A 20,869-nucleotide genomic window follows, 5' to 3' on the forward strand; every position below is an offset into this window, starting at 1 on the left:
GAACCGAGCAACGCGTCAGGCACTGCGGGCCCGATCCGCACGACGCGTCGTCATTGACGGCGTGACACATTCCATCAATACCGCCCTCCCCGATACCGCTGTGACGGTCTGTCCTGACGTCCGAGCGACCGGGCCTGTGGCGGAAGAAGAGGCATCATGCCCGTCTCCCTCCGCACCCCACTGCCTGTCCGGACATGCCTGGCCAGGCCACCCACGCACCGGCCGTGCGGACAGCCCCGCCTGCTCCTCGCCGTGCACACCCTGCACATCACCACCTGCCGGACAGGCCACCCACGCCTCCTCGGCCGCCGCGAACGTCAGTTGTGCTCCGCCCGGCGTCAGGCCCGCCGATGAGTACGCGGGCGCCGTCTCAGGCGCAGGCGGCCGTCGCCCTACAGGTACGCCGAACGGGCAGTGACTTCGCACGCCTGTCGAAGGAGATCAAGGACGCCGGACTGATGCGGCGTCGGCCCTTCTACTACGCCGTGCGCATGGCGATGGTGTGCGCGGCCTATGCGGGAGGCTGGTTCGCCTTTGGAGCTGTCGGTGACAGCTGGTGGACGCTCGCGGTCGGCGCGTTCCTCGCTCTGGTCTTCGGGCAGGTCGCGCTGGTCGCCCACGATGTGGGTCACCGTCAGGTGTTCCGCAGGACCCGTTCGAGCGCGCTGATCGGGCGTCTCGCCGGCAACCTGGGGATCGGTATGGGTTACGGCTGGTGGCAGGACAAGCACTCGCGCCACCACGCCAACCCCAACCATGAGGAACTCGACCCCGATGTGGCCCCCGACATCCTGGTATGGAGCCAGGCGCAGGCCCGGGCGGCCAGTGGCCTGCCCCGGTTGATCGGCCGCGTCCAGGCGTTCCTGTTCTTCCCCCTGCTGGCACTCGAGGGCTTCAACCTCCATGCCGCAGGAGTACGTGGCCTGGCCGACCGGTCGCTCAAGCAGCGACGGCTCGAAGGAACGCTGCTGTTCGGGCACTTCGCGCTCTACCTCGCGGGTGTCTTCCTCGTCCTGCCCCCCGGCAAGGCGGTGGCATTCCTCTTCGTGCACCAGTGCCTGTTCGGGTTCTACCTCGGCTCGATCTTCGCCCCCAACCACAAGGGCATGCCCACGATCACCGGCCATGACCGCCCTGACTTCCTGCGTCGTCAGGTCCTCACCTCCCGCAATGTGCGGGGCGGCCTCCTGACCGACGTGGCGCTGGGCGGCTTGAACTACCAGATCGAGCACCACCTCTTCCCCAGCATGCCCTCCCCGAACCTGCGCAAGGCCCAGCTCCTGGTCCGCCGTTACTGCGACGAACTCGGGGTGAGCTACCTCCAGACCTCATTGATCGCTTCTTACGGCCAAGCACTCAAGAGCCTGCACCAAGCGGGGCAGCCCCTGCGCGGCTAGCGGCGGCTCCACGAAGAGGCCCGCCGACCCGGACAGGATCCGCGTACTGGCCCTGCTCCTCGATCTCCGATAGGTTAGGCAAGGCTTACCTAATGGAGGTTGAGAATGGGTGTCCGTCACAGCACCGCGATCGTGCCCGCACCGGCGGCACGCGCTCGTTCCCTACTCGCGACCGCGTGGTCCTGCGCGGTGACCACGGAGATCGGCAGGGACGAACTCGTGGGCGCGCACAGCTTCACGGACGACGGCAGGCTGCGGCTGTGCCCGCCCGAGGACAGCGCCCTCGCCGCCGCCGTCATCTGCGCGCCGCGCGGCGAGCCGTCGACGCTGGTCGAGTTCGCCGACGTCGCGCCCGTCCCGCTCAGGGACCGGATCCGCGCCCGGCTGTGGCTGTCCGGATCGCTGGCGTACGACGGGGAGGAACTCTTCCTCGAACCGACATGCGCGGTGCTGCACGAGTCGAACGGCGAACGCCTCGGCGTCGAACTGGACGAACTCGCCCTGACCGTGCCCGACCCGCTCGCCGAGGCCGAGTCGCGGCTGCTCACCCACCTCGCCGACGCCCACCCGGACGCCGTCGAGCAACTCACCCGCCTCGTCAGCCCCGACAGCCTTCAGGGCGTGGTGCGGGTCCGGCCGCTCGCCATCGACCGGCACGGCATCTCCCTGCGCCTCGAACGGGCCCGCAGCCAGGCCGACGTACGCCTGCCGTTCCACGAGACCGTCGCGGACGTCTCCCAGGTGACGGAGTGCATGCAGGCCCTGCTGACGAAGGCCCGGCTCTCAGCGACCCGGCGCGGGCGGCCCGTCGGCGGCTGACCGCATCGACCGCAGCGCGAGGAGCAGCGCCCCGATGTCGTCCAGGTAGACGGGGTCGGGGAGCAGATCCGCGGGCAGCAGGAGATAAGCGACCGCGCCCCAGAAGACCCACTGCCGCTCCACGGGTAGCCCGGCTCTGCGCAGGGCACGGCGGGTGCGGACGAGACGTATGAGCAGCATGACCGCGACGCCGAGCGTCGCGGCGACCAGAACGGCTGCGCCGACGAGGAGAACGGTCAGTTCCGTGCTCATACCTATGTACGTTACCGACGGCGGCCCCCGTCGTCGCGGTCCCGCCGCGGGTGTCTCCGGCGGATATCCCGCGCCCCTCGCGCGGCGCAGCAGGCATGATGACCGCGTGAATGAGCAGCCGAACCCCACCGCCCGACCGATACCCGCGGAGCCCGTCACCCACGAGGCGGCCCCCGCACCCGTTCAGGCCCTGATCGTCGTCGACATGCAGTCCGCCTTCGTCGACGGCGACGGCGCCGTACCCGACGCCCGCCGCCTGCTCGACCGGGTCGGGGCCCTCATGGCCCGGGCCCGCGACAGCGGCGCGCTCGTCATCCAGCTCCAGAACGACGGCGAACCCGGCGCCCCGGACGAGCCCGGGACGCCCGGCTGGCGGATTCATCTGCCCGTCGACGCCGACCGAGCCGAGACCGTCATTCGCAAGACCGCCGACGACGGCTTCGAGGAGACCGGGCTGGAGGAGCTGCTGCGGAATGCCGGTGTCACGGACCTCGCCGTCTGCGGAGTCATGTCCGAGATGTGCGTGAGCGCCACCGCGCGCACCGCCCTGGAACTCGGCTTCCGTGTCGTGCTGCCGCACGACGCCCACGCGACGTACGACATCCCGGCGGCGGAGGGCATCAGCGACGTGGTGCCGGCCGCGGTGGTCTCGCGCGTCGCCGAGTGGGCCCTCGGCGACGAGGTGGAGATCGTCGCCCGGGCCCGCGACGTCGGTTTCACGAAGCCGTAGCGGGTAGCGCGCACACCGCGACCGGCGCCCGGAACGGCTTGCCCGCCAGGCGCAGTTCACCGCTGCGCGGCGCGACGTGGAAGACGCTCACCGAATCCGACTTCTGGTTCGCGGTGAACAGCAGCCGCTCGGAGGGGGAGAGCGCGAGGTGCCGGGGGAACTCCCCGCGCACCGGCTCCGTGCCGAGGAGCCGCAGCCGGGCGCCGCCGCCCTCGATCGCGTACCGGGCGAGGCTGTCGTGCCCCCGGTTGGCGAGGAAGGCGAAGCGCCCCTCGCGCGTCACCGCGATCTGCGCCGGGTAGTTCGTGCCCCCGCCCGAGCCCGTCGACTGCGGCTCGCCCGGCCTGAAGCGGCCGGTGGCGGGATCGTACGCGCAGACCACGACGGTGTCGTCCAGCTCGTTGGCGAGGTACGCGAAGCGCCCCGAGGGATGAAAGGTGAGATGGCGTGGCCCCGCGCCGGGCCGCAGCGTCGCGGACGACACCTGACGGAGCGTGCCCGCGTCGCCGTCGAGCCGGTACGTGTAGACCGTGTCGTTGCCGAGGTCGACGGCGAGGACATGCCGCCCGTCTGGGGACGTGATGATCTGGTGGGCGTGCGGGCTCTCTTGGCCCGGACCCGGCGGCGGGGCGGAGTGCGTGACGAGGTCGGTGCGCTCACCCAGTGCGCCTGATCCGTCGATGGGGTGGACGGCCACGCTGCCCGAGAGGTAGTTCGCGCTGAGCAGCCAGCGGCCGCTCGGGTGCACGGAGAGGTGGCAGGGACCCGCCCCTCCGGTCCCGCGCGTCCCCAGCACCTTGTGCCGGCCTTCGGAGGAGAGGGCGACGGCGGTCACGCCGCCCTTGTCCCGCTCGGCGACTGCGTAGAGCGTGCGGCCCGAGGGGTGCAGCGCCAGATAGGAGGGGTCGGGCACCCCGGTGAGCGTGCCGGTACCGGTGACGCGGCCCGTCGCCTCGTCGTACGTCGCAAGACCGATGCCCGAACCGCCGCCCTCCTGAGAGGTGTACGTCCCGAGGAACAACTGCCGCTCGCGGCGCGGCCGGTGAGCCGCGGACGAGGCGGGTTCCCTGCGAGTGTGCTCGGTGCGTGCGCGGTCCCGCGGCTCCGAGGAGGCGCACGCCGCGGCGGAGGACAGCGCCCCCGCGGTGGCCGCCCCCGCCAGCGCCCCGATGAACCGTCGCCGCCCGGGGCCGCTTACGGAAGCCTCGGCCGGCCCTGCTCCGCTGTTCATGGCTGCACCTCGTGCGTCGGTGGTGACGGATGTGCCAGCCACAGTGCCCGCCGTGGGAGCGCGCGGACAAGAGGCGCACCGTCCGCGGCCCCCCCGACGACGGCTTCGCGGGCCGCCCCCTCGTCCCGGTGCCGGGAGGCCGCTCCCTCCGGTGGCGTCGGCCGGGCCGTCAGGCCTTGGCGGGACGAGGAGACGGCCTGCTACGCCGACTGTGCCGAGGCCACGGCTGCGGGGAGGCTCTCCGCCTCGCACGCGTCGACGCCGTGTGTGTCCCATGCGGGGAAGGGGTCGTACCCCGGCGCTTCCTCTCCCTCCGCGAGCAGGCAACGTGGCAGTGCGGCCTTCAGCGGCTCGGCCCGCAGGTCCGTACCGATGAACACCAGCTCCTGGCCCTGCGCGTCGTCCGCCGTGCGCGCCCCGGACGGCTCGAAGCGGGCCACCGAGCCGGCCTGCGACCACAGGCCGGTGACCCGGGGGCGGCTCGCCAGCCAGAAGAAGCCCTTGGAGCGCAGGATCCGGCCGAAGGCACCGCTGTCCATCTCCTCCGTGACGAAGGACCACAACCGCCCCGGGTGGAAGGGGCGTTCGGCACGGAACACGGTGCTCGAAATGCCGTACTCCTCGGTCTCGGGGACATGGTCGCCGTTCAGCTCCCGCACCCACCCCGGAGCCTGCTGCGCGCGCTCCAGGTCGAACAGGCCGGTGTCGAGGATCTGGGTGAGGTCCACCCGGCCCCGGGTCGCGGGCACCACACGGGCCAGGGGGTTGAGGCGCGCGAGGGTGGCCGCGAGCCGCTCGGCGGTGTCGGCGTCCACGAGGTCGAGCTTGTTGAGGACGATGACGTCGGCGAACTCCACCTGGTCCATCAGCAGGTCGCTGACGGTGCGCTCGTCGTCCTCGTACTGATCGAGCCCGCGCTCCACGAGGCCGTCCCCGCCGGTCAGTTCCGGCAGGAAGTTGGCGGCGTCCACCACCGTCACCATCGTGTCGAGACGGGCGAGATCGTCCAGCGTCGCGCCGTCGTCACGGGGGAAGGCGAAGGTGGCGGCCACCGGCATCGGTTCGGAGATGCCGCTGGACTCGATGAGCAGATGGTCGAAGCGGCCCTCGCGGGCCAGCCGGTCGACCTCTTCCAGCAGGTCGTCGCGGAGGGTGCAGCAGATGCAGCCGTTGGTCATCTCGACCAGGCGTTCCTCCGTGCGCGACAGGGCGGCCTCGCCGCCGCGCACCAGGGCGGCGTCGATGTTGACCTCGCTCATGTCGTTGACGATCACCGCGACGCGCAGGCCCTCGCGGTTGCCGAGGACGTGGTTGAGCAGTGTGGTCTTGCCCGCGCCGAGAAAACCGGACAGAACGGTCACAGGCAGGCGGTCGCGGGCGGCGGTCGATGTGTGCGTCATGCGGTTCGGCGCTCAGCTCTCCGGGCGCAGCAGGCCGCGCTCGTACGCCTTGAGCAGCCGCTGCGGGACCATGTGCCGCGTGCCGTCGACCGTGACGGGCACCAGCTGCGGGGTGCTGGCCTTCCACTGGGCGCGGCGGTGGCGGGTGTTGCTGCGTGACATCTTCCGCTTGGGTACGGCCATGACGTCCTCCTGGGATGTGGGGGCGGGGGGTGGCGCTCCGACGCTATATGAAAATGGATCCCATTAACAACTGGCCTTCGCGACGGCGACGGCCCAGGTGAGATAGGCGGCGTTTACGACGAGCCGCGCCGCCACCCCCGGCCGTGTGTCGAGGAACCGGACGGCGGAGCGCGTGTGCCGTGCCGCGTCCAGATGCGAGACCTGGAAGGCGGCGAGCAGTGCGACCGCGCACCAGCCGCCGGCCGCGCGCGTGGCGGGCGCGAAGAGCAGCCCCGCGACGGCCAGTTCGGCGACCGCGCTCGCGGCGACGATGATGGAGGGGGACGGCAGCCAGGCCGGGACGAGGGTGCGGAAGTACGCGGGGAAGGCGGCGTGGGCGAGAGCCGTGCAGGACAGGAAGGCCGCGAGGGCCAGGGTGGCGAAGGGAGTGAAGGTGGACATGCGGCGATGATCGGGCCGCCCCTCGCCCTCCGTCTTGAAGGGAACGCTTGCCGCCGGGAGGCCTCCGCCGGGCGGGAAGCGGGGCGGGTGCCCGCCTCCTTCGCCGTCGCGCGCGAGATCGCCGTCTTCACCGAAGCCCGCGCGTACGAGGTCACGTGGCACCGGCATCCGGCCTGGAAGCTCGTCCTGCCGCTCGGGGGCGGTGTCCGCGTGGGGGAGTCGGCCGGGGCGGGCGTGCTGGTGCCGCCGCAGTACGCACACGTGTGTGCCGCCTCGTCCGCCTTCGTCGCCGTCTTCGTCGAACCGTGGTGTCTGCGGGCCGACCCCACCGCGCCGACGTGGCTGGACGGCCGGACCGTGCGGCGGCTCCTCGATGCCATGAGCGGCGGCGGCGCGGGTGGCGTGACGGATATGGAGGCGCTGCGCGCGGAGGTGGCCTCCTTCGCGGGGCTGCGGACGGTCGGCGGCGCCGCGCGGCCGTTCGGCCTGCTGGTCGGCAGGGCAGGCGGGTGGGAGGCATTGGGGACGTGGGAGGCGTCGGAGGCGCGAGAGGCGGCATAGGTGTGGAGCGCGGGAAGGGCATCGCGGAGGCCGTCGCCGAGGCCGGCTTCGCGGATCAGGCGCACCTGACCCGTGCCGCCCGGCGGTTCATCGGACGTACGCCCGGCTCGGTGGACCGCCGCTGAGTTGACCCTCACGTCGCGTCAGGCTTCAAGCTGTGCGTCGACGAAAGGCGAGGTCCATGAGTTACACCGTCGGACAGGTCTCCGGCTTCGCGGGGGTCACCGTCCGCACCCTCCACCACTACGACAGGGCCGGGCTGCTCTCGCCCGGCGGGCGCAGCCCCGGCGGGTACCGCCTCTACGACGACGCCGATCTGGCCCGGCTTCAGCAGATCCTCTTCTACCGGGAACTCGGCTTCACCCTCGACGAGATCGCGGAGATCCTGGCCGACCCGCAGGCCAACGCCCTCGACCAGCTGAAGGCGAGACGCCGGGCGCTGCGGGAGCAGATCGGCAAGCTGGAGCGGCTGGTGGAGGTCGCCGAGCGGGCCATGGAGGTGCAGCGGACCGGGGTCGCGCTCAGCCCCCAGGAGCGGTTCGAGGTCTTCGGTGAGATCACCTTCGACCTGAGCTACGCCACCGAGGCCGAGCTGAAGTGGCAGGGCAGTCCGGGGTACCGGGCGGCCATGGAGAGCGCCGCCGCGCACTCCAAGGAGGACTGGGCGCGGCTCATGGGCGAGGCGGCGCGGTGGCGGGAGGAGCTGCTGGCCGCCTACGACGCGGGGGAGCCGCCGCGGGGCGGGCGGGCGCGGGAGCTGGCCGAGGCGCACCGGCGGCACATCAGCCGCTGGTTCACCCCGTGCCCGCCCGAGACGCATCTGCGGATCGCGGACGACTTCGCCGAGGATCCGCGTGCCTTCGCCCTCGTCGTGCCGCCGTCCCAGCAGCGGCCGGGGCTCGCCGCGTATCTGCGGGCGGCCGTCCGCGCCAACGCCGAGTCCGCCGACCCTCACGGTCGACGTGAGCCTCGACCGGAGTCTCACCCTGGACCTGAGGGTGAGACAAATGCCATCGCCGTACCGGAAGACGACCGAACCGAAGGAACCCGATGACCCGCGTCCTCATCACCGCCGCCGGTTCGTACGGCGATGTCGCCCCCTACACCGGCCTCGGCGTCCGGCTCCGCGAAGCCGGGTACGACGTGGCGCTCGCCACGCATGACTCCTTCGCGCCGCTGACCGAGGCCGCCGGCCTGAGGTTCCGCGGGCTGCCCGCCGACGCGGCGGCCTCGGGGCGGGCGGAAGGGCGCAAGGAGCTCATGCGGGCGGCCTCGGCCTTCGTACGCGGCCTCGGCGGAGGCCTGGCCGACGCGGCCGTACGGGGCGCCGATCTGCTGGTGGCCTCCACGACAACCGCCCCGCTCGCCTGGCAGCTGGCCGAGGCCATGGGCATCCCCGCCCTGGGCGCGTACCTCCAACCGGTCCACCCCACGCGGGAGTTCCCGCCCGTCGTCGGCGGCACCCGGTCGCTCGGCGGTTTCGGCAACAAGGTGCTCGGCCGCTTCTCCCTGCGCATGGTCGACCGCGTCTACGCCGAAGCGGTGCGTGACCTGCGGGCCCGCCTCGGACTGCCCGAGGAGGCCCCGGGCACCGTCCGGGCCCGCCAGGAACGGGCCGGTTGGCCGGTGCTGCACGGCTTCAGCCCGGCCGTGGTGCCGAGACCGGCGGACTGGCGCGCCGGGCTCGACGTCGTGGGCAACTGGTGGCCGCACCACGACCCCGGGCAGGCCCTGCCCCGCGAACTCGACGACTTCCTGGAGGCCGGGCCGCCGCCGGTGTTCATCGGGTTCGGCAGCATGGCGGCCGGGGACGGCGAACGGCTGAGCGGGATGGCGGTGGCGGCGCTGCGCGCGGCCGGGCTGCGGGGCGTGCTGCAGGCCGGGCGCGCGGGTCTCGCGGCGTCCGGCGACGACGTCCTCACCGTCGGCGAGGTGCCGCACGCCCTGCTCTTCCCCAGGATGTCGGCCGTGGTGCACCACGCGGGGGCCGGCACCACGGCGGCGGCGCTGCGCGCGGGGGTGCCGGCCGTCCCCGTACCGGTCGCGGCGGACCAGCCGTTCTGGGCGGCCCGCCTCGCGGCACTGGGCGCGGCGACCGCACCGCTGCCGTTCAAGGACCTCACCGCACCGCGTCTCGCCGAGGCCCTGCGCCGCGCGACGAGCGAGGACACGTATGCGCGCGCCGCCGAGGGGCTCGCCCGGCGGCTGGCCACTGAGGACGGCGCGGGCCACGTGCTCAAGGCGGTCGAACGGTTGCTTTGACCGCCGGTGGTGGGACGGGGCGCCAGGTGACGGCGGTGAGCAGCTGCCGGGAGGCGGTGTGGGGGAGTTGGTGACGGTGGTGGTGGCTTCAACGGGCGGTTGTGGGGCGGTGCGAGCCGCCGGCGCGGGGCCCGGCCTTCGAACCGCTTCAACCGCCGGTCACGGCGGGCTGCTGGGGGCTGCGGTCCCGGCGGGGCAGTAGCAGGGGTGTGGTCAGCAGGAGCAGTCCCGCTCCTGCGATCGCGCCGCGAGGGCCGGTGACGGTGGCGAGCAGGCCCCACAAGGCGGTCATGGCCGCGATGGAGACCTTGCCGGTGACCGACCACGCGGTCAGGACGCGGGCGACGCGGTCCGCCGGGGTCTGGTCGAGCCGGTAGGCGGCGATCACCGGGTTGAACATCCCCGAGCAGGTGATCAGCCCCAGCTCGACGACCATGACGAGGACGAGCCCCGTCACGCCGGGGCGGACGAAGGCGAGCCCCACCGGCCAGCACGCGCGCAGCGCCCCGACGGTGAGCAGGACCCGGCGCCGCCCGCACCGCGCGACGAGGCGCCGGGACAGCCTCGAGCCGATCAGGCCGCCGATGCAGGGGACCGCGAAGGCGAGACCGTACTGCCAGGGCGCGAAGCCGAGACTGCCGAGCATCAGGACGGCCAGCAGCGGCGAGGCTGCCATGATCAAGCCGTTGACCAGCACCGTGTTGAAGAACAGCGGACGCAGAACGGGGTCGGCGAGGATGTACCGCCACCCTTCGAGCAGCTCCCCCGACCGCAGCCGGGGCCCGGCGGCGGCGCGCTCGGGACGCTGCTCCTTGCCGCCGATCGCCCGGATGCCCAGCGCCGAGAGCAGATAGCTGACGGCGTCGGCGGCCACGGTCGCCATGGGGCCGAAGAACCCGATCACCGCCCCGCCGAGCGGCGGCCCGAGCATGGTCGCCGTCCACGTCGTCGACTCCAGCCGCCCGTTCGCGACGAGGAGGTCCCGGGGAGGCACGAGCGCCTTGAGGAAGGCGCCGCTCGCCGCGCTGAACGTGATGTCGGCCGCGGCGACGACGACCGCCACGACGAGCAGGTGCGCGAAGCCGAGCGCCCCGAGCGCGCACGCGGCCGGAACGCTCAGCAGCGCCGCGCACCGCACCAGGTCCATCGTGACCATCACCGGCCGCTTGCGGCGGAACTCCACCCACGGCCCGAGCGGCACCGCCACCACCGCCCCCACCGCGAGCCCCGAGGCGGCGAGCACCGCCACCTCGGTGGGGCCGCAGTGCAGCACCAGGATCGCGATCAGGGGAAACGCGTCGAACGCGAGCCGCGTACCGAAGGTGCTGACCGTGTACGCCGCCCACAGCCACCCGAACCGCCGCCCGAGCGACCGCCTCTCCACCATCCCGCGCACCTCTCACCGGACCCCCGCGTATCGACCGCCGTCATCCAAGCCAGCGGATCCGCCGCGGATCAAACAACCGACGGCCACGCACGCCGCAACCAGGAGTTGTGTGGGCTGCTCACGGGCTCAGGGGCGTTGCCGTCCGGAGCTCTCAGCACCCTCGGTCGACGACCGTCTCGCCGCCCACCACGACCACCTCCGCCCGGGTCCCCGGGATCTCCTCTGGTCGTACGCGCAGGATGTCCCGGGACAGCACGACGAAGTCGGCCAGCTTGCCCACGGTCAGCGAACCGCGTTCGTTCTCCAGGAAGTTGGCGTAGGCGGAGCCCATCGTGTAGCCGTGCACGGCGGTCGCCACGTCCAGGGTCTCCGCGGGCTGCCAGGCGGCGCCGCCGGTGAGCGGGCGGCGGGTGACCGCGGTGTAGATGCCCGCCATCGGATCCATCTCCGCCACGTTCCAGTCGCTGGACAGGGCGAGCACCGCGCCCGCCTCGTGCAGGCTCCGCATCGGCCAGGCCTTGTGCCACCGGCCAGGGCCGACGTTCTCGGCCCAGTCCTTGCCGGGCCCGGCGATCTCGGGGGCGCAGTGGCGGGGCTGCATGCAGGCCACGACGCCCAGCTCCGCGAAGCGCGGCGTGTCGCGCGGGTCCAGGCACTCGACGTGTACGACCTGGTGGCGGGCGTCGCGCGGCCCGTTCACGGAGCGGGCGTGCGCCACGGCGTCCAGGACGGTGCGTCGACCGCTTCCTCCAGCTGTACCTGCCGAAGGGGCCGCGCGACCCCCGCTGGATGCTGTGGATCGAGCTCTGGGCGCGCGCCGGGGCGAACGAACCGCTCCGCACCGCCCAGGAGGAGCTGGACCAGGGCTGGCAGGAGGACCTGGCCGCGCTCCTCGGCCAGGGCGCGGCGGCCGGTGTCCTCGCGGTCGACGACAGCGCGGGCCGCGCCGGTGAACTCCTCGCGCTGCTCGACGGGTTGAGTACGCGCGTGGTGCTCGGCCAGCGCGGCGCGGACCGCAAGGGCGCGATCGCGGCGGCCCGCTCGGCGGCCCAGCGGCTGGTCGGGCCCCGAGCGGCCGGGCGCGGACAGGCGACTACGGCGGCGGATCACGGTCCTCGGCGTCAGCCCGGCACCATCGCGACGGCGAGGTGGTCGGCACGGCGAAGGCACGGACGTCACCGTGCATGACCTCGACGACCCGGACGCGGCGGCCGCGCTGACCGGCCCGTGTGCAGGGGACCGGGTCAGGGCCGTCTTCGGCCACCCCGGCGGTGTGCCGTCGCCGAACGCTCCTCCAGCCATCCGCCGAAGCGATCACCCGCGTGCACCTGGCGCTTGACCCCCCGCCCCGGCGTCTGGACGGTCCTCGGCCAGCTTCCAGCGGTTGCACTTGAAGTGGCCGTGGTACACCGCGTCGAACCGCACCAGCGTGCTGAACAGCCGGATGTCCGCCTCCGTGATGGTGTCGCCGACGAGATAGCGCCTGCTCGCCAGCCGCTCGCGAGGTAGATGCCCATCACGCCGTCGATCTCGTCCCGCAGCGGTTCGGGATAGAGGTCCGGCGCGCCTTCGCGGTGCAGCGCCGTCCACTCGGTGGTGAAGTCCAGAGTGATCCGCTGGTAGTCGTTCGTGACCAGCTTGCCGCTCGGCACGTCCACGAGGGCGGGCACGCTGACGCCGCCCGGATAGCCGCTCTCCCGCGCGTCGTACGCCTCACTCAGGAAGCGGATGCCGAGGACCGGGTCGCGGCCGCCGGGATCCAGAGTGAACCGCCAGCTCCGGTCGTCCTGGATCGGGTCGGTGATCCCGAGGGACAGGGCGCTCTCCAGGCCGAGCAGCCGCCGGGCCACCAGCGCCCGCCCCGCCCACGGGCAGGCGCGGCTCACCACCAGGCGGTACCTCCCCGCCTCCACCGGCCAGCCGTCGAGGCCGTCGGCGGTGACGCGGTCCGCGAAGTGGCTCTTGGACCGCTTGAACTCCTTGTGGCCGTACGAGGCGTTGCCCTCCGCCGGGCCGCCCGCCGAGGCGCTCATGACCGGCCGCCCTCGCGCGCACAGGAACGGGACAGCGGGGCGTGCCCGGCGGCGGCCGGCGGTTCGGACGGGCGCGGGGGCGGCGTCAGATCGTAGATCCGGTCGATGAGCACCGCCTCGTTCCCCGCGAGGCCGGCGCGGCGCAGCGCGTCGTCCGCCTCCGCGATCGGGCCCGCCAGCAGCGTCGCCGCGGCGGCCGGTGAGACCGTCGTCGTGTCGGACAGCGCGGCGCGCGCGGTGTGCAGCAGACGCAAGCAGGCCTGGGCGGCGAGCAGTTCCTCGGACGTCGTGCCGGTCATGTCGAGCGACTCCTCTGCGCTGGATGGCGTGGGCGGCATCAAGGCGATGCCACCCTCCACTCTCGCGCACGGGTCTGACAATGGCGCTCCTACGCGCCCGCTGAGCGCCGGGTGAGCCGCAAAGTGAGGCCGTCCGGCATGAGGGTCAGGCGCTCGGCGACGCGCAGCCGGTAACCGGGATCGGCGTGCAGGTCGTAGCGGCGCAGCAGCAGGCCGAGCACCAACGTGGCCTCGTGCAGCGCGAACTGGCGTCCGATGCAGGCCCGCGCTCCGGTGCCGAACGGCTTGAAGACATGGGCGGGCCGCGCGCGTACCGCCGAAGGGGCGAACCGATCGGGGTCGAACTCCTCGGGGCGCTCGCCCCACGCGGTCGGATCGCGGTGCAGCATCGCGGCGAGGACCAGCGCCCACGCGCCCCGGCGCATCGGGTGCTCGCCCCCGAGCGCGGTGTCCTCGCGCGCCTCACGGGCGAACCCGGGCGCGGTCGGCCACAGCCGCAGCGACTCGTCGAGCACCCGCCGTACGTACCGCAACTTGGCCACCTGCTCGTACGCGGGCTCCCCGGCGGCGCCCCACACCTCGTCGACCTCCGCCCGAGCGCGGGCGAGCACCTCCGGGGATCGCGACAGGTAGTGCAGCGCGAACGACAGCGCTCCGGAGGTCGTCTCGTGCCCGGCGACAAGGAAGGTGATGACTTGGCGGCGGATGTTCTCCGGAGACAGCCGCTCCCCGGTGTCCGGATGGGCCACCTCCAGCATGCGGTCGAGCAGATCGCCGTGGCCGCCCGAACCGGACGAGGCGCGGCGGGCGGCGACCACCGCGTCCACGGTGCGGTTGAGGTACGCCATGTCGGCTTCATTGCGCCGGTCGGCACCGCGCAGTACCAGCGGGGCCAGCAGCGGGGGGACGACGTTGCGGCGCTGGGCGAAGGACAGCGTGCCGACCATGGCCGTCACGAAGGGGTGCGGCGCCGACCGCTCGAACGAGCCGAAGTCGTGCCCGAAGCCGGTGCGGGCGATCGTCTCCAGCGTCAGCTTCGTCATGTCGCCCGGCACGTCCACCGGCCGGCCCGCCGACTCCCGCTCGTCCCAGCGTGCCGTCAACTGCCGGGCGACGTCCAGTATGAGCGGGTGGTACCCCGCCATCGCCTCGCGGCTGAACCCCGGGGCGAGGATGTCGTGCGCCAGCTGCCAGTTGGGCTCGTGGTTGTACGCCGTGAACAGTCCGTCGCCCGCGACCGGACGGAGGTTGGCCACCCCGAGGCCCACGTGTTTGGCGAAGCGCGACTCGTCGGCCAGGTCGGCGACGAGGTCCGCGCCCCACACGAAGACGAATTCCTTGCCGAACGCCTTGCGCCGGAAGATGGGCCCGAGCCGCCGCCCCATCCGCATCGAGTCCTGCAACGGCGTCCGTACGTCGGCGCCCAGGACGTCGCCGAGCACGGGCAGGCGGCGCGGCGGGTGCGGTATCCGGTGCAGCTCCGGCCAGCCCAGCTCGGCGCTGCGGAACCCCTTGAGCGGGGGTGCCGGGGGTGCCGGGGAAGCCGCGGACGCCGTCTGCCCGGCCGCGGACCGCGTCGTCTGCGCCATGTGCCCATCTCCCTTGTCCGGCGGGCCCGTTGGGACGTCTCGGGGCGCCTGTTATACGTGGATTCAATAAGCGTCCCCAGTCTGGTCCCGCTATTGAATTCGCGTCAAGTAAGTCGAGTAAAGTGCCCGCATGGCCGCGAACCCACAGGAGCGCACGCGCCGCAGGATGAGCACGCAGGAGCGGCGTGAGCAGCTGCTTTCCGTCGGGGCGCGCCTTTTCGCGCAGAAGCCCTACGACGATGTGTGGATCGAGCGGGTCGCGGAGATCGCGGGCGTCTCACGCGGGCTCCTCTATCACTACTTCCCGACCAAAAGGGACTTCTTTGCCGCCGTCGTGCAGCGCGAGAGCGAGCGCATGCTGCGTCTGACGGCGGCGGTGCCGGGTCTGCCGGTGCGGGAGCAGATCACCACCGGACTCGACGCGTTCCTCGGCTACGTGGAGAGCCACGCGCAGGGCTTCCGTGCCTTCCACCGGGCCGAGGCGGCGGGCGACCCGCTGGTCCGCGAGGTCTACGGCGACGGCCTCGCGGCCCAGGAACGGCAGATCCTCGCGGCCCTCGCCGCGGACCCGCACGCCACGGACATCATCCGGGATCCGCCCGCGCTGCGCCTCGCGGTGCGGGGGTGGCTCGCCTTCATGGTGGCCGTCTGCCTGGAATGGCTCGCCGAACCGGAGCTGACGCGCGACCAGGTGCGCGACCTGTGCGCCAAGGCGCTGCTGGGCGCGATCACGCGCTGAGGCGCAGCGCCTTCCGCAGGGCGGCCGGGGTGGTGAAGAGGTGGCCGCGCAGGCCGCCGGCCTCGGCGGCCAAGACGTTCTCCTCGCGGTCGTCGACGAACAGCACCTTGCCCGCCTCGGCGCCCAGCGCGTCCAGGCACCAGCGGTAGGCGCCGGGCTCGGGCTTGGCGTGGCCGATGCGGCAGGAGAACGCGCGCACCTGGAAGTGCTTGAGCCAGGCGTGCCGCTCTTCGTAGTGGACGGCCAGCTCTTCGGGGATGTTGGAGAGGAGTGCGATCCGCCGGCCCGCCGCCGCGAGTTCCTCGATCAGCGCGACCATTGTGTCGTCGACGCCGCTCCAGCTGAGGATGTCGGCCTCGACGAGCCGCGCGACCTGACCGGGCCTGAAGCCGGTGCCGAGGGCGTCGGCGACCTGCCGCCAGTAGCCGGGGCCGGTCACGTCACCGCGGTCGTACGGCTGACGCAGCCCCCAGTAGGCCGCCCAGAAGGGCGCCTCCGGCACGCCCGCGGTGGCGACCAGACGGGCCTTGCCGTCCTCGGACTGGTGGCGCGCTATCACGCCGAACATGTCGAAGAGGACGATGCCGTGCCTGTGCCCGTGCCCGGGGCGGGGGCGGACGGCGTCCGCCGGGCGGTTCGTCGCGTCGTACATCAGAAGTCATACCTTTCGTACGGTCACGCCCGCCGCGGCCAGCGCGTCGGTCTCCTCGTCCGGCGCGGCGCCGTCGGTGACGACGGCGTGGAGGGCGGTGGCGGGCGCGACGAAGGCGAGGGCGGTGCGGGAGAGCTTGGTGGCGTCCGCGACGGCGATGACACGGCGGGACGAGGCGATGGCGGCCCGCTTGACCGCGGCGTCGTCCAGGTCGTAGGCGGTCAGGCCGTCCGCCGCGGTGAGGCCGCAGCATCCGATGACGGCGGTGTCGAAGCGCAGCGCGGCCAGGGAGGCCGTGGTGAGTGGGCCGGTCAGGGCCAGCTCGCCGGGTCGCGGCCGGCCGCCGGGTACGAGCAGCGTCAGCCGGGGCGCGCCGCTCAGCGCGTTCACCGCCTGGAGGGAGAGCGGCAGCACGGTCAGCCGCCGGTGTTCGACGGCGCGGGCGACCTCCAGGCAGGTGGTGCCGCTGTCCAGGAGGACGGACTCTCCGTCGGCGATCAGCCCGGCCACCTCGGCGGCGATGCGCCGCTTCACCTCAAGGCCCTCCTGCTCCCGCAGTGCGAAGGGTGGTTCCTCCCCGCGCAGCAGCAGGCTCCGCGCGCCGCCGCGGTAGCGCTCCAGTACGCCCTGTTCGGCCAGGGCCTCCAGGTCGCGCCGGATGGTCATCTCGGAAGCGCCGGTGAGCTCGGCGAGTTCCGCGACGCCGAGCCGGCCCGCCTCCCGTACGGCGTCGGTGATCTGCCGTAGTCGATCTCTGCTGGTGCTGCCTCTGCTGGGGTGGGTCACGCCGCTATTCAAGCACCAAATGTGTTCGCCAACCAACCTTCCGAACATTGATAGTGTTCGTTAAGTTCGATGGCATGGAAAGAACACTGCGGGCCGGACGGCTGGCCACCTTCGCCTACTTCGCCCTGAACGGCTTCCTCATGGGCATGTGGATCGTCCACATCCCCGCCATCGAGGACCGCGCGGGGATCAGCCACGCCGTGCTCGGCTGGCTCCTGCTGCTGCTCGGCGCGGGAGCCTTCGTCGGCATGCAGCTCGTCGGCCCCCTCACCGACCGCCTCGGTGCCCGCGTCGTCGTGCCGGTCAGCGCCGCGCTGTGCAGCGCGGCCGTCGTCCTCCCCGGCCTCGCCACGAACGTCTGGACGCTGGGCGCCGCCCTGCTCGTCCTCGGCCTCGGCAACGGCGGCCTGGACGTCAGCATGAACGCCCACGCGGTCCAGGTGGAGCGCGGCTACCGACGGCCCGTCATGTCCGCCTTCCACGCCACGTTCTCCATCGGCGGTGTCCTCGCCGCGCTGGTCGGCGCCCGCACGCTCAGCTGGGACCTGAGCCCCGCGGCGACCCTCGGCGCGGTGGCGCTGCTCGGCCTGGCCGCCGCCGCGCTGTCGGCGCCCGCGCTGTTGCGGCCCGAACCGGCGGCTCGTACGAAGGCCGCGGACGGCGCGGCCGCGGGCGACGGTGCCGAAGTCCTCGCCGCCGGGACGAATGCACGCAGGCGCACTCCCCGGCGTATCTGGGCCCTTGCCGCCCTCGCCCTCATGCTGATGCTCTGCGAGGGCGTGGCCAACGACTGGAGCGTGCTGCACCTCCGTGACGTCCTGGACGCGCCCGCCGCCACCGCCGCTCTCGCCTACGGCGCCTTCTCCACCGCCATGACCGTCGGCCGCCTGCTGGCCGACCGGGTGGCGGCCCGCTTCGGCCCGGTGGCGATCCTCCGCTACGGCGCGGCACTGGCGGGGGCCGGACTGACGGTGGCCGCCCTGTCGCCCTGGACCCCGGCGGCGCTCTTCGGCTGGACCGTGTTCGGCGCGGGCCTCTCCGGCTGCATCCCCCAGCTCTTCAGCGCCGCGGGCCACGCGGACGAGGACGCCGCCGGGGTCAACGTCTCGCGCGTCGCGGGGCTCGGTTACCTCGGCATGCTGGCCGGGCCCGCCGTCATCGGGCCGCTGACACACCTCGTACCGCTCAACCTCACGTTCTTCCTGCCGGTGGCGTTCTGCGTCATCGCCGCGTGTACGGCCGGCATCCTGCGCGACCCACGACCGGAGCCGCGCACCCCCGAGGCCGCCGCGCGCGTCTGACGGCCCAGCCGTGGCTCAGTGCGGCGGAACCTCGCCAGAGCGGGTGAGCGGGTGAGCGGGTGAGCGGTGCGACGGAGGCGGGCCGAGGTACCCCGTGGGTTCGGGCGCCGCGTACGGGGGACGCGGATCGGCGGACGCCGGTCGTGCCGGGTGGTGAGAACCCACGGCGTGGCCGCAGCACTCGCGGCGCTCGGCGGCGGTGTCACGTCCGGCCCGCTTCGATGTCCGCGATCAGCTGGTGGACGAGCGCGGGGCCGGGCGGCCCGGCCATGGTGGTGACCGCCGGGAGCGCCACGGTGTCGGCCGCGCCGGTCGCCTCTTGGGCCAGGAGGGCCGCGCCGTCCCCGCCGGTCGCACACGCGTGGGCGGCGCCCGCCAACCCGAGGGCTCCCGCGAGCGCCTTGTGGGCCCGGCGCCACGCGCGGCTGCGACGGCCGCGCACATGCTCGACGAGCGCCTGCGCGTACTGCGTCATGGAGCGCGTCCAAAGGTCGTGCCGGGGCTGGGCGCAGGCTGCTGCACGACGGATGCTGCGTGTCGCGTCGCCGGGGCTGACCCGGGCCTGCGCCACGGCCAGCAGCGCCCAGTTGACGGCCACGGGCGGGCCGCACTCCGCGTGCGCGGGGAGGGTGACCGCGGCCTCCCGCAGATGTGCGATGGCCCGCTCCGTCCTGCCCTCGTCCAGGGCGAGCGCCCCGAGCGCATGGCAGACCCTCCCGACGGTGGCGTCATCGCCCGCGAGCAGGGCCACCCGCCAGGCCTGGCCGAGTATCTCGGCGGCGGCGGGAGAGCCCGTGCACACCGCCAGCCAGCCGGCCAGCCACAGCGCCTGCCGGCGGACCAGCGTGTCGGTCCGGCCCAGGGGCAGCAGACGCAGCAGGTGCTCGCGCCCCTCGGGGGCGTTTCCGCAAAGAGCCCACCAGAACCACAGGTCCACGGCCAGGGCGAGCGCCATCGAGGCCTGGTCCGCGCCGCTCGGCTGCCGGGCGAGCGCGGCGCGCAGGTCGGCCTCCTCGTCGCGGACGAGCGCGACGGCCCGTTCGTGCAGGCCGGTGCTCCACAAGTGGTGGGCGGTGGAGGCGACATGGCCGTACCAGTAGAGGTGGCGGCTGATGGCGGCGGCCGCCTCCCCTGCGGACTCCAGCCGTTCGGCACCGAAGCCGCGGACCGCCGCGGAGAGGCGGAAGCGGGGGGACAGCACGCCGCCCGGGGCGCGGACCGGTTCCACGACGGAGGCGAGGACCAGCCGGGCCAGCGCGGCCGGCACGTCCTGCGCGCCGAGGCCGCCGCCCCCGCACACGAATGCCGCCGCGTCCTCGTCGAAGTCGCCCGCGAACACGCTGAGCCGCGCCCAGACGGTACGTTCCTCCGTCCCGCACAGCGCGTACCCCGCGCCGACGGCGGCCCGCAGCGACCGGTGCCTGCGCAGCGGCGCGTCCACCGTCCCCGGCCAACCCTGCGCGGACTCCAGCATCCGCGCGAGCTGCGCCAAGGATTGGTCCGCCGCCTGAGCCGCCGCCAACTCGATGGCCAGCGGCACGCCTTCGAGCCGCCGGCAGATCTCACGGGCGACGCGCACGTCGGAGGGGTCGCCCCAGGCGCCCCCTGATCCTGCCTCACCCCCGGCCCGGGCCCGTCCCCGCCGGGCGGCCCGCACCCGCTCCAGGAACAGAGCCACGGCGGGGCCCGCCTCCGAACCGCCACCGGAGGCGGCGGGGGCCCCGGGCTGGGTGAGGCGGCCCGGATCCGGGTCTGCTGCGGGGGTGTCCGGTACGGTGTGTCGGGCGTCGGCGTCCGGTTCCGCGTGTCCTGCGGCGGTGTTCGGCTCGGAGTGTCCTGTGTCGGTGTCCGGCCTCGCGTGTCCTGCGGCGGCGTCCGGCCTCGGATCTCCTGTGACCGCGTCCGGCCTTGTGTCTCCCGCGACCGTGTCCGGTGCCGGATCTCCTGCGGCGGCGTGCGGGCCCTCGGCTCCTGTAACCGCTTCCGGCCCCGCGTCGCGCACGACCGCGTTCCGCCCCGGGACTGCTGCGGGGGTGTCCGGTGTGGCGTGTCCTGTGGCGGCGTGCGGTTCGGAGTGTCCTGTGTCGGTGTCCGGCGTCGCGTGTCCTGCGGCGCTGTGCGGCCTTGCGTCTGCTGTGACCGCGTCCGGCCTTGTGTCTCCCGCGACCGTGTCCGGCGTCGGGTCTCCTGCGGCGGTGTCCGGTCTGGTGTGTCCTGTGGCGGTGTTCGGCTCCGCGTGTCCTGTGACCGCGTCCGGCTTCGGGTCTGCTGTGACCGGGTCCGGGCCCGAGTCTCCTGTGGCGGTGTTCGGCTCCGCGTGTCCTGTGACCGCGTCCGGCTTCGGGTCTGCTGTGACCGGGTCCGGGCCCGAGTCTCCTGTGGCGGTGTTCGGCTCCGCGTGTCCTGTGACCGCGTCCGGCTTCGGGTCTGCTGTGACCGGGTCCGGGCCCGAGTCTCCTGTGGCGGTGTTCGGCTCCGCGTGTCCTGTGACCGCGTCCGGCTTCGGGTCTGCTGTGACCGGGTCCGGGCCCGAGTCTCCTGTGGCGGTGTTCGGCTCCGCGTGTCCTGTGACCGCGTTCGGCCTCACATCTCCTGCGACCGGGTCCGACCCCGCGTCCCCTGTAGCCGCATCCGATCCCACGTCGCCTCCGACAGCGAGCCGCCTCGGGCCCGTTGTGCCGACGTTCGGCCTCAGGTCTCCCGCGACCGCGTCCGGCTCCACCCCTTCTCTAACCGCATCCGGCCCCGCGTTCCCTGTAGCCGCATCCGGCTCCGCGCCTCCGGCAACCGCGCCCCACCCCCCGTCG

The 20,869-nt window shown here is 73.3% G+C and carries 22 protein-coding genes and 1 pseudogene; 10 read left to right on the forward strand and 13 right to left on the reverse strand.

Going from position 1 to position 20,869, the window contains the following annotated elements:
* The first annotated feature begins 350 nt into the window (after positions 1 to 350).
* Positions 351 to 1,397: an acyl-CoA desaturase gene (locus tag KKZ08_RS37100; RefSeq protein WP_223778617.1), complete on the forward strand. Its 1,047-nt coding sequence runs from the start codon at positions 351 to 353 to the stop codon at positions 1,395 to 1,397.
* Positions 1,398 to 1,502: 105 nt separating this feature from the next.
* A complete protein-coding gene (locus tag KKZ08_RS37105; RefSeq protein WP_223778618.1) occupies positions 1,503 to 2,216 on the forward strand; it encodes a DUF2470 domain-containing protein in 714 nt (237 codons plus the stop codon).
* Here the strand turns inward: KKZ08_RS37105 and KKZ08_RS37110 are convergent.
* Entirely contained in the window at positions 2,181 to 2,468 is a 288-nt protein-coding gene (locus KKZ08_RS37110) for a DUF1232 domain-containing protein (RefSeq protein ID WP_223778619.1), read from the reverse strand. The genes KKZ08_RS37105 and KKZ08_RS37110 overlap by 36 nt on opposite strands.
* Positions 2,469 to 2,607: 139 nt before the next feature.
* Here KKZ08_RS37110 and KKZ08_RS37115 point away from each other — a divergent pair, with 139 nt between their 5' ends.
* Complete coding sequence (locus KKZ08_RS37115) at positions 2,608 to 3,198, forward strand: cysteine hydrolase family protein (protein ID WP_263303417.1); 591 nt, start codon at positions 2,608 to 2,610, stop codon at positions 3,196 to 3,198.
* On the opposite strand, the gene KKZ08_RS37120 is transcribed toward KKZ08_RS37115, so the two are convergent.
* The 4 genes from KKZ08_RS37120 to KKZ08_RS37135 all read right to left on the reverse strand — a co-directional run bounded on the left by KKZ08_RS37120 (position 3,185) and on the right by KKZ08_RS37135 (position 6,453).
* Entirely contained in the window at positions 3,185 to 4,429 is a 1,245-nt protein-coding gene (locus KKZ08_RS37120; protein WP_223778621.1) for a lactonase family protein, read from the reverse strand. The genes KKZ08_RS37115 and KKZ08_RS37120 overlap by 14 nt on opposite strands.
* 200 nt (positions 4,430 to 4,629) lie before the next feature.
* On the reverse strand, positions 4,630 to 5,829 hold the full coding sequence (locus KKZ08_RS37125) for a GTP-binding protein (protein ID WP_223778622.1): 1,200 nt from the start codon (positions 5,827 to 5,829) through the stop codon (positions 4,630 to 4,632).
* Between the two features lie 12 nt (positions 5,830 to 5,841).
* A complete protein-coding gene (rpmF, locus tag KKZ08_RS37130) occupies positions 5,842 to 6,012 on the reverse strand; it encodes a 50S ribosomal protein L32 (RefSeq protein ID WP_127909172.1) in 171 nt (56 codons plus the stop codon).
* 63 nt (positions 6,013 to 6,075) lie between these two features.
* On the reverse strand, positions 6,076 to 6,453 hold the full coding sequence (locus KKZ08_RS37135) for a hypothetical protein (protein WP_223778623.1): 378 nt from the start codon (positions 6,451 to 6,453) through the stop codon (positions 6,076 to 6,078).
* A 6-nt stretch (positions 6,454 to 6,459) separates the two neighbouring features.
* Between KKZ08_RS37135 and KKZ08_RS37140 the strand changes: the two genes are divergently transcribed.
* Genes KKZ08_RS37140 through KKZ08_RS37155 form a run of 4 tightly spaced genes read left to right on the forward strand, consistent with a single transcriptional unit; the run spans position 6,460 to position 9,276 of the window.
* Entirely contained in the window at positions 6,460 to 7,014 is a 555-nt protein-coding gene (locus tag KKZ08_RS37140; RefSeq protein ID WP_223778624.1) for a hypothetical protein, read from the forward strand.
* Positions 7,015 to 7,016: 2 nt separating this feature from the next.
* Entirely contained in the window at positions 7,017 to 7,139 is a 123-nt protein-coding gene (locus tag KKZ08_RS37145; protein ID WP_223778625.1) for a helix-turn-helix domain-containing protein, read from the forward strand.
* Between the two features lie 56 nt (positions 7,140 to 7,195).
* The gene (locus KKZ08_RS37150; RefSeq protein WP_223778626.1) at positions 7,196 to 8,068 is read left to right on the forward strand and encodes a MerR family transcriptional regulator; all 873 of its coding nucleotides are present in this window, start codon (positions 7,196 to 7,198) and stop codon (positions 8,066 to 8,068) included.
* Complete coding sequence (locus KKZ08_RS37155; protein ID WP_223778627.1) at positions 8,065 to 9,276, forward strand: glycosyltransferase; 1,212 nt, start codon at positions 8,065 to 8,067, stop codon at positions 9,274 to 9,276. The genes KKZ08_RS37150 and KKZ08_RS37155 overlap by 4 nt, the downstream gene beginning before the upstream one ends.
* A gap of 148 nt (positions 9,277 to 9,424) precedes the next feature.
* On the opposite strand, the gene KKZ08_RS37160 is transcribed toward KKZ08_RS37155, so the two are convergent.
* Complete coding sequence (locus KKZ08_RS37160) at positions 9,425 to 10,663, reverse strand: MFS transporter (protein ID WP_223778628.1); 1,239 nt, start codon at positions 10,661 to 10,663, stop codon at positions 9,425 to 9,427.
* A 151-nt stretch (positions 10,664 to 10,814) separates the two neighbouring features.
* On the reverse strand, positions 10,815 to 11,381 hold the full coding sequence (locus KKZ08_RS37165) for an amidohydrolase family protein (RefSeq protein WP_263303387.1): 567 nt from the start codon (positions 11,379 to 11,381) through the stop codon (positions 10,815 to 10,817).
* 71 nt (positions 11,382 to 11,452) lie between these two features.
* Here KKZ08_RS37165 and KKZ08_RS37170 point away from each other — a divergent pair, with 71 nt between their 5' ends.
* The gene (locus tag KKZ08_RS37170) at positions 11,453 to 11,851 is read left to right on the forward strand and encodes a TetR family transcriptional regulator C-terminal domain-containing protein (protein WP_263303388.1); all 399 of its coding nucleotides are present in this window, start codon (positions 11,453 to 11,455) and stop codon (positions 11,849 to 11,851) included.
* Positions 11,852 to 12,025: 174 nt separating this feature from the next.
* Here the strand turns inward: KKZ08_RS37170 and KKZ08_RS37175 are convergent.
* The 3 genes and pseudogenes from KKZ08_RS37175 to KKZ08_RS37185 all read right to left on the reverse strand — a co-directional run.
* Positions 12,026 to 12,696: pseudogene (locus KKZ08_RS37175) on the reverse strand (glutathione S-transferase C-terminal domain-containing protein); the annotation flags it as partial.
* A complete protein-coding gene (locus KKZ08_RS37180) occupies positions 12,693 to 12,995 on the reverse strand; it encodes a hypothetical protein (protein WP_223778629.1) in 303 nt (100 codons plus the stop codon). The gene KKZ08_RS37180 and the pseudogene KKZ08_RS37175, both read right to left, overlap by 4 nt.
* A gap of 89 nt (positions 12,996 to 13,084) precedes the next feature.
* A complete protein-coding gene (locus KKZ08_RS37185) occupies positions 13,085 to 14,584 on the reverse strand; it encodes a cytochrome P450 (protein WP_223778630.1) in 1,500 nt (499 codons plus the stop codon).
* A gap of 130 nt (positions 14,585 to 14,714) precedes the next feature.
* On the opposite strand from KKZ08_RS37185, the gene KKZ08_RS37190 reads away from it, so the two are divergent.
* The gene (locus tag KKZ08_RS37190; protein WP_223778631.1) at positions 14,715 to 15,323 is read left to right on the forward strand and encodes a TetR/AcrR family transcriptional regulator; all 609 of its coding nucleotides are present in this window, start codon (positions 14,715 to 14,717) and stop codon (positions 15,321 to 15,323) included.
* Here KKZ08_RS37190 and KKZ08_RS37195 read toward each other — a convergent pair.
* Both KKZ08_RS37195 and KKZ08_RS37200 read right to left on the reverse strand, forming a co-directional pair.
* Complete coding sequence (locus KKZ08_RS37195) at positions 15,313 to 15,975, reverse strand: HAD family phosphatase (protein ID WP_223778632.1); 663 nt, start codon at positions 15,973 to 15,975, stop codon at positions 15,313 to 15,315. The two genes, KKZ08_RS37190 and KKZ08_RS37195, sit on opposite strands and share 11 nt — an antisense overlap.
* A gap of 6 nt (positions 15,976 to 15,981) precedes the next feature.
* Entirely contained in the window at positions 15,982 to 16,761 is a 780-nt protein-coding gene (locus KKZ08_RS37200) for a DeoR/GlpR family DNA-binding transcription regulator (RefSeq protein ID WP_223778633.1), read from the reverse strand.
* A gap of 74 nt (positions 16,762 to 16,835) precedes the next feature.
* Between KKZ08_RS37200 and KKZ08_RS37205 the strand changes: the two genes are divergently transcribed.
* Entirely contained in the window at positions 16,836 to 18,062 is a 1,227-nt protein-coding gene (locus KKZ08_RS37205; RefSeq protein WP_223778634.1) for an MFS transporter, read from the forward strand.
* 202 nt (positions 18,063 to 18,264) lie between these two features.
* Here KKZ08_RS37205 and KKZ08_RS37210 read toward each other — a convergent pair whose 3' ends face one another.
* A complete protein-coding gene (locus tag KKZ08_RS37210; RefSeq protein ID WP_223778635.1) occupies positions 18,265 to 19,740 on the reverse strand; it encodes a hypothetical protein in 1,476 nt (491 codons plus the stop codon).
* Positions 19,741 to 20,869 lie beyond the last annotated feature (1,129 nt).

The sequence above is a fragment of the Streptomyces sp. 135 genome, from assembly GCF_020026305.1.
Classification (GTDB): Bacteria; Actinomycetota; Actinomycetes; order Streptomycetales; family Streptomycetaceae; genus Streptomyces.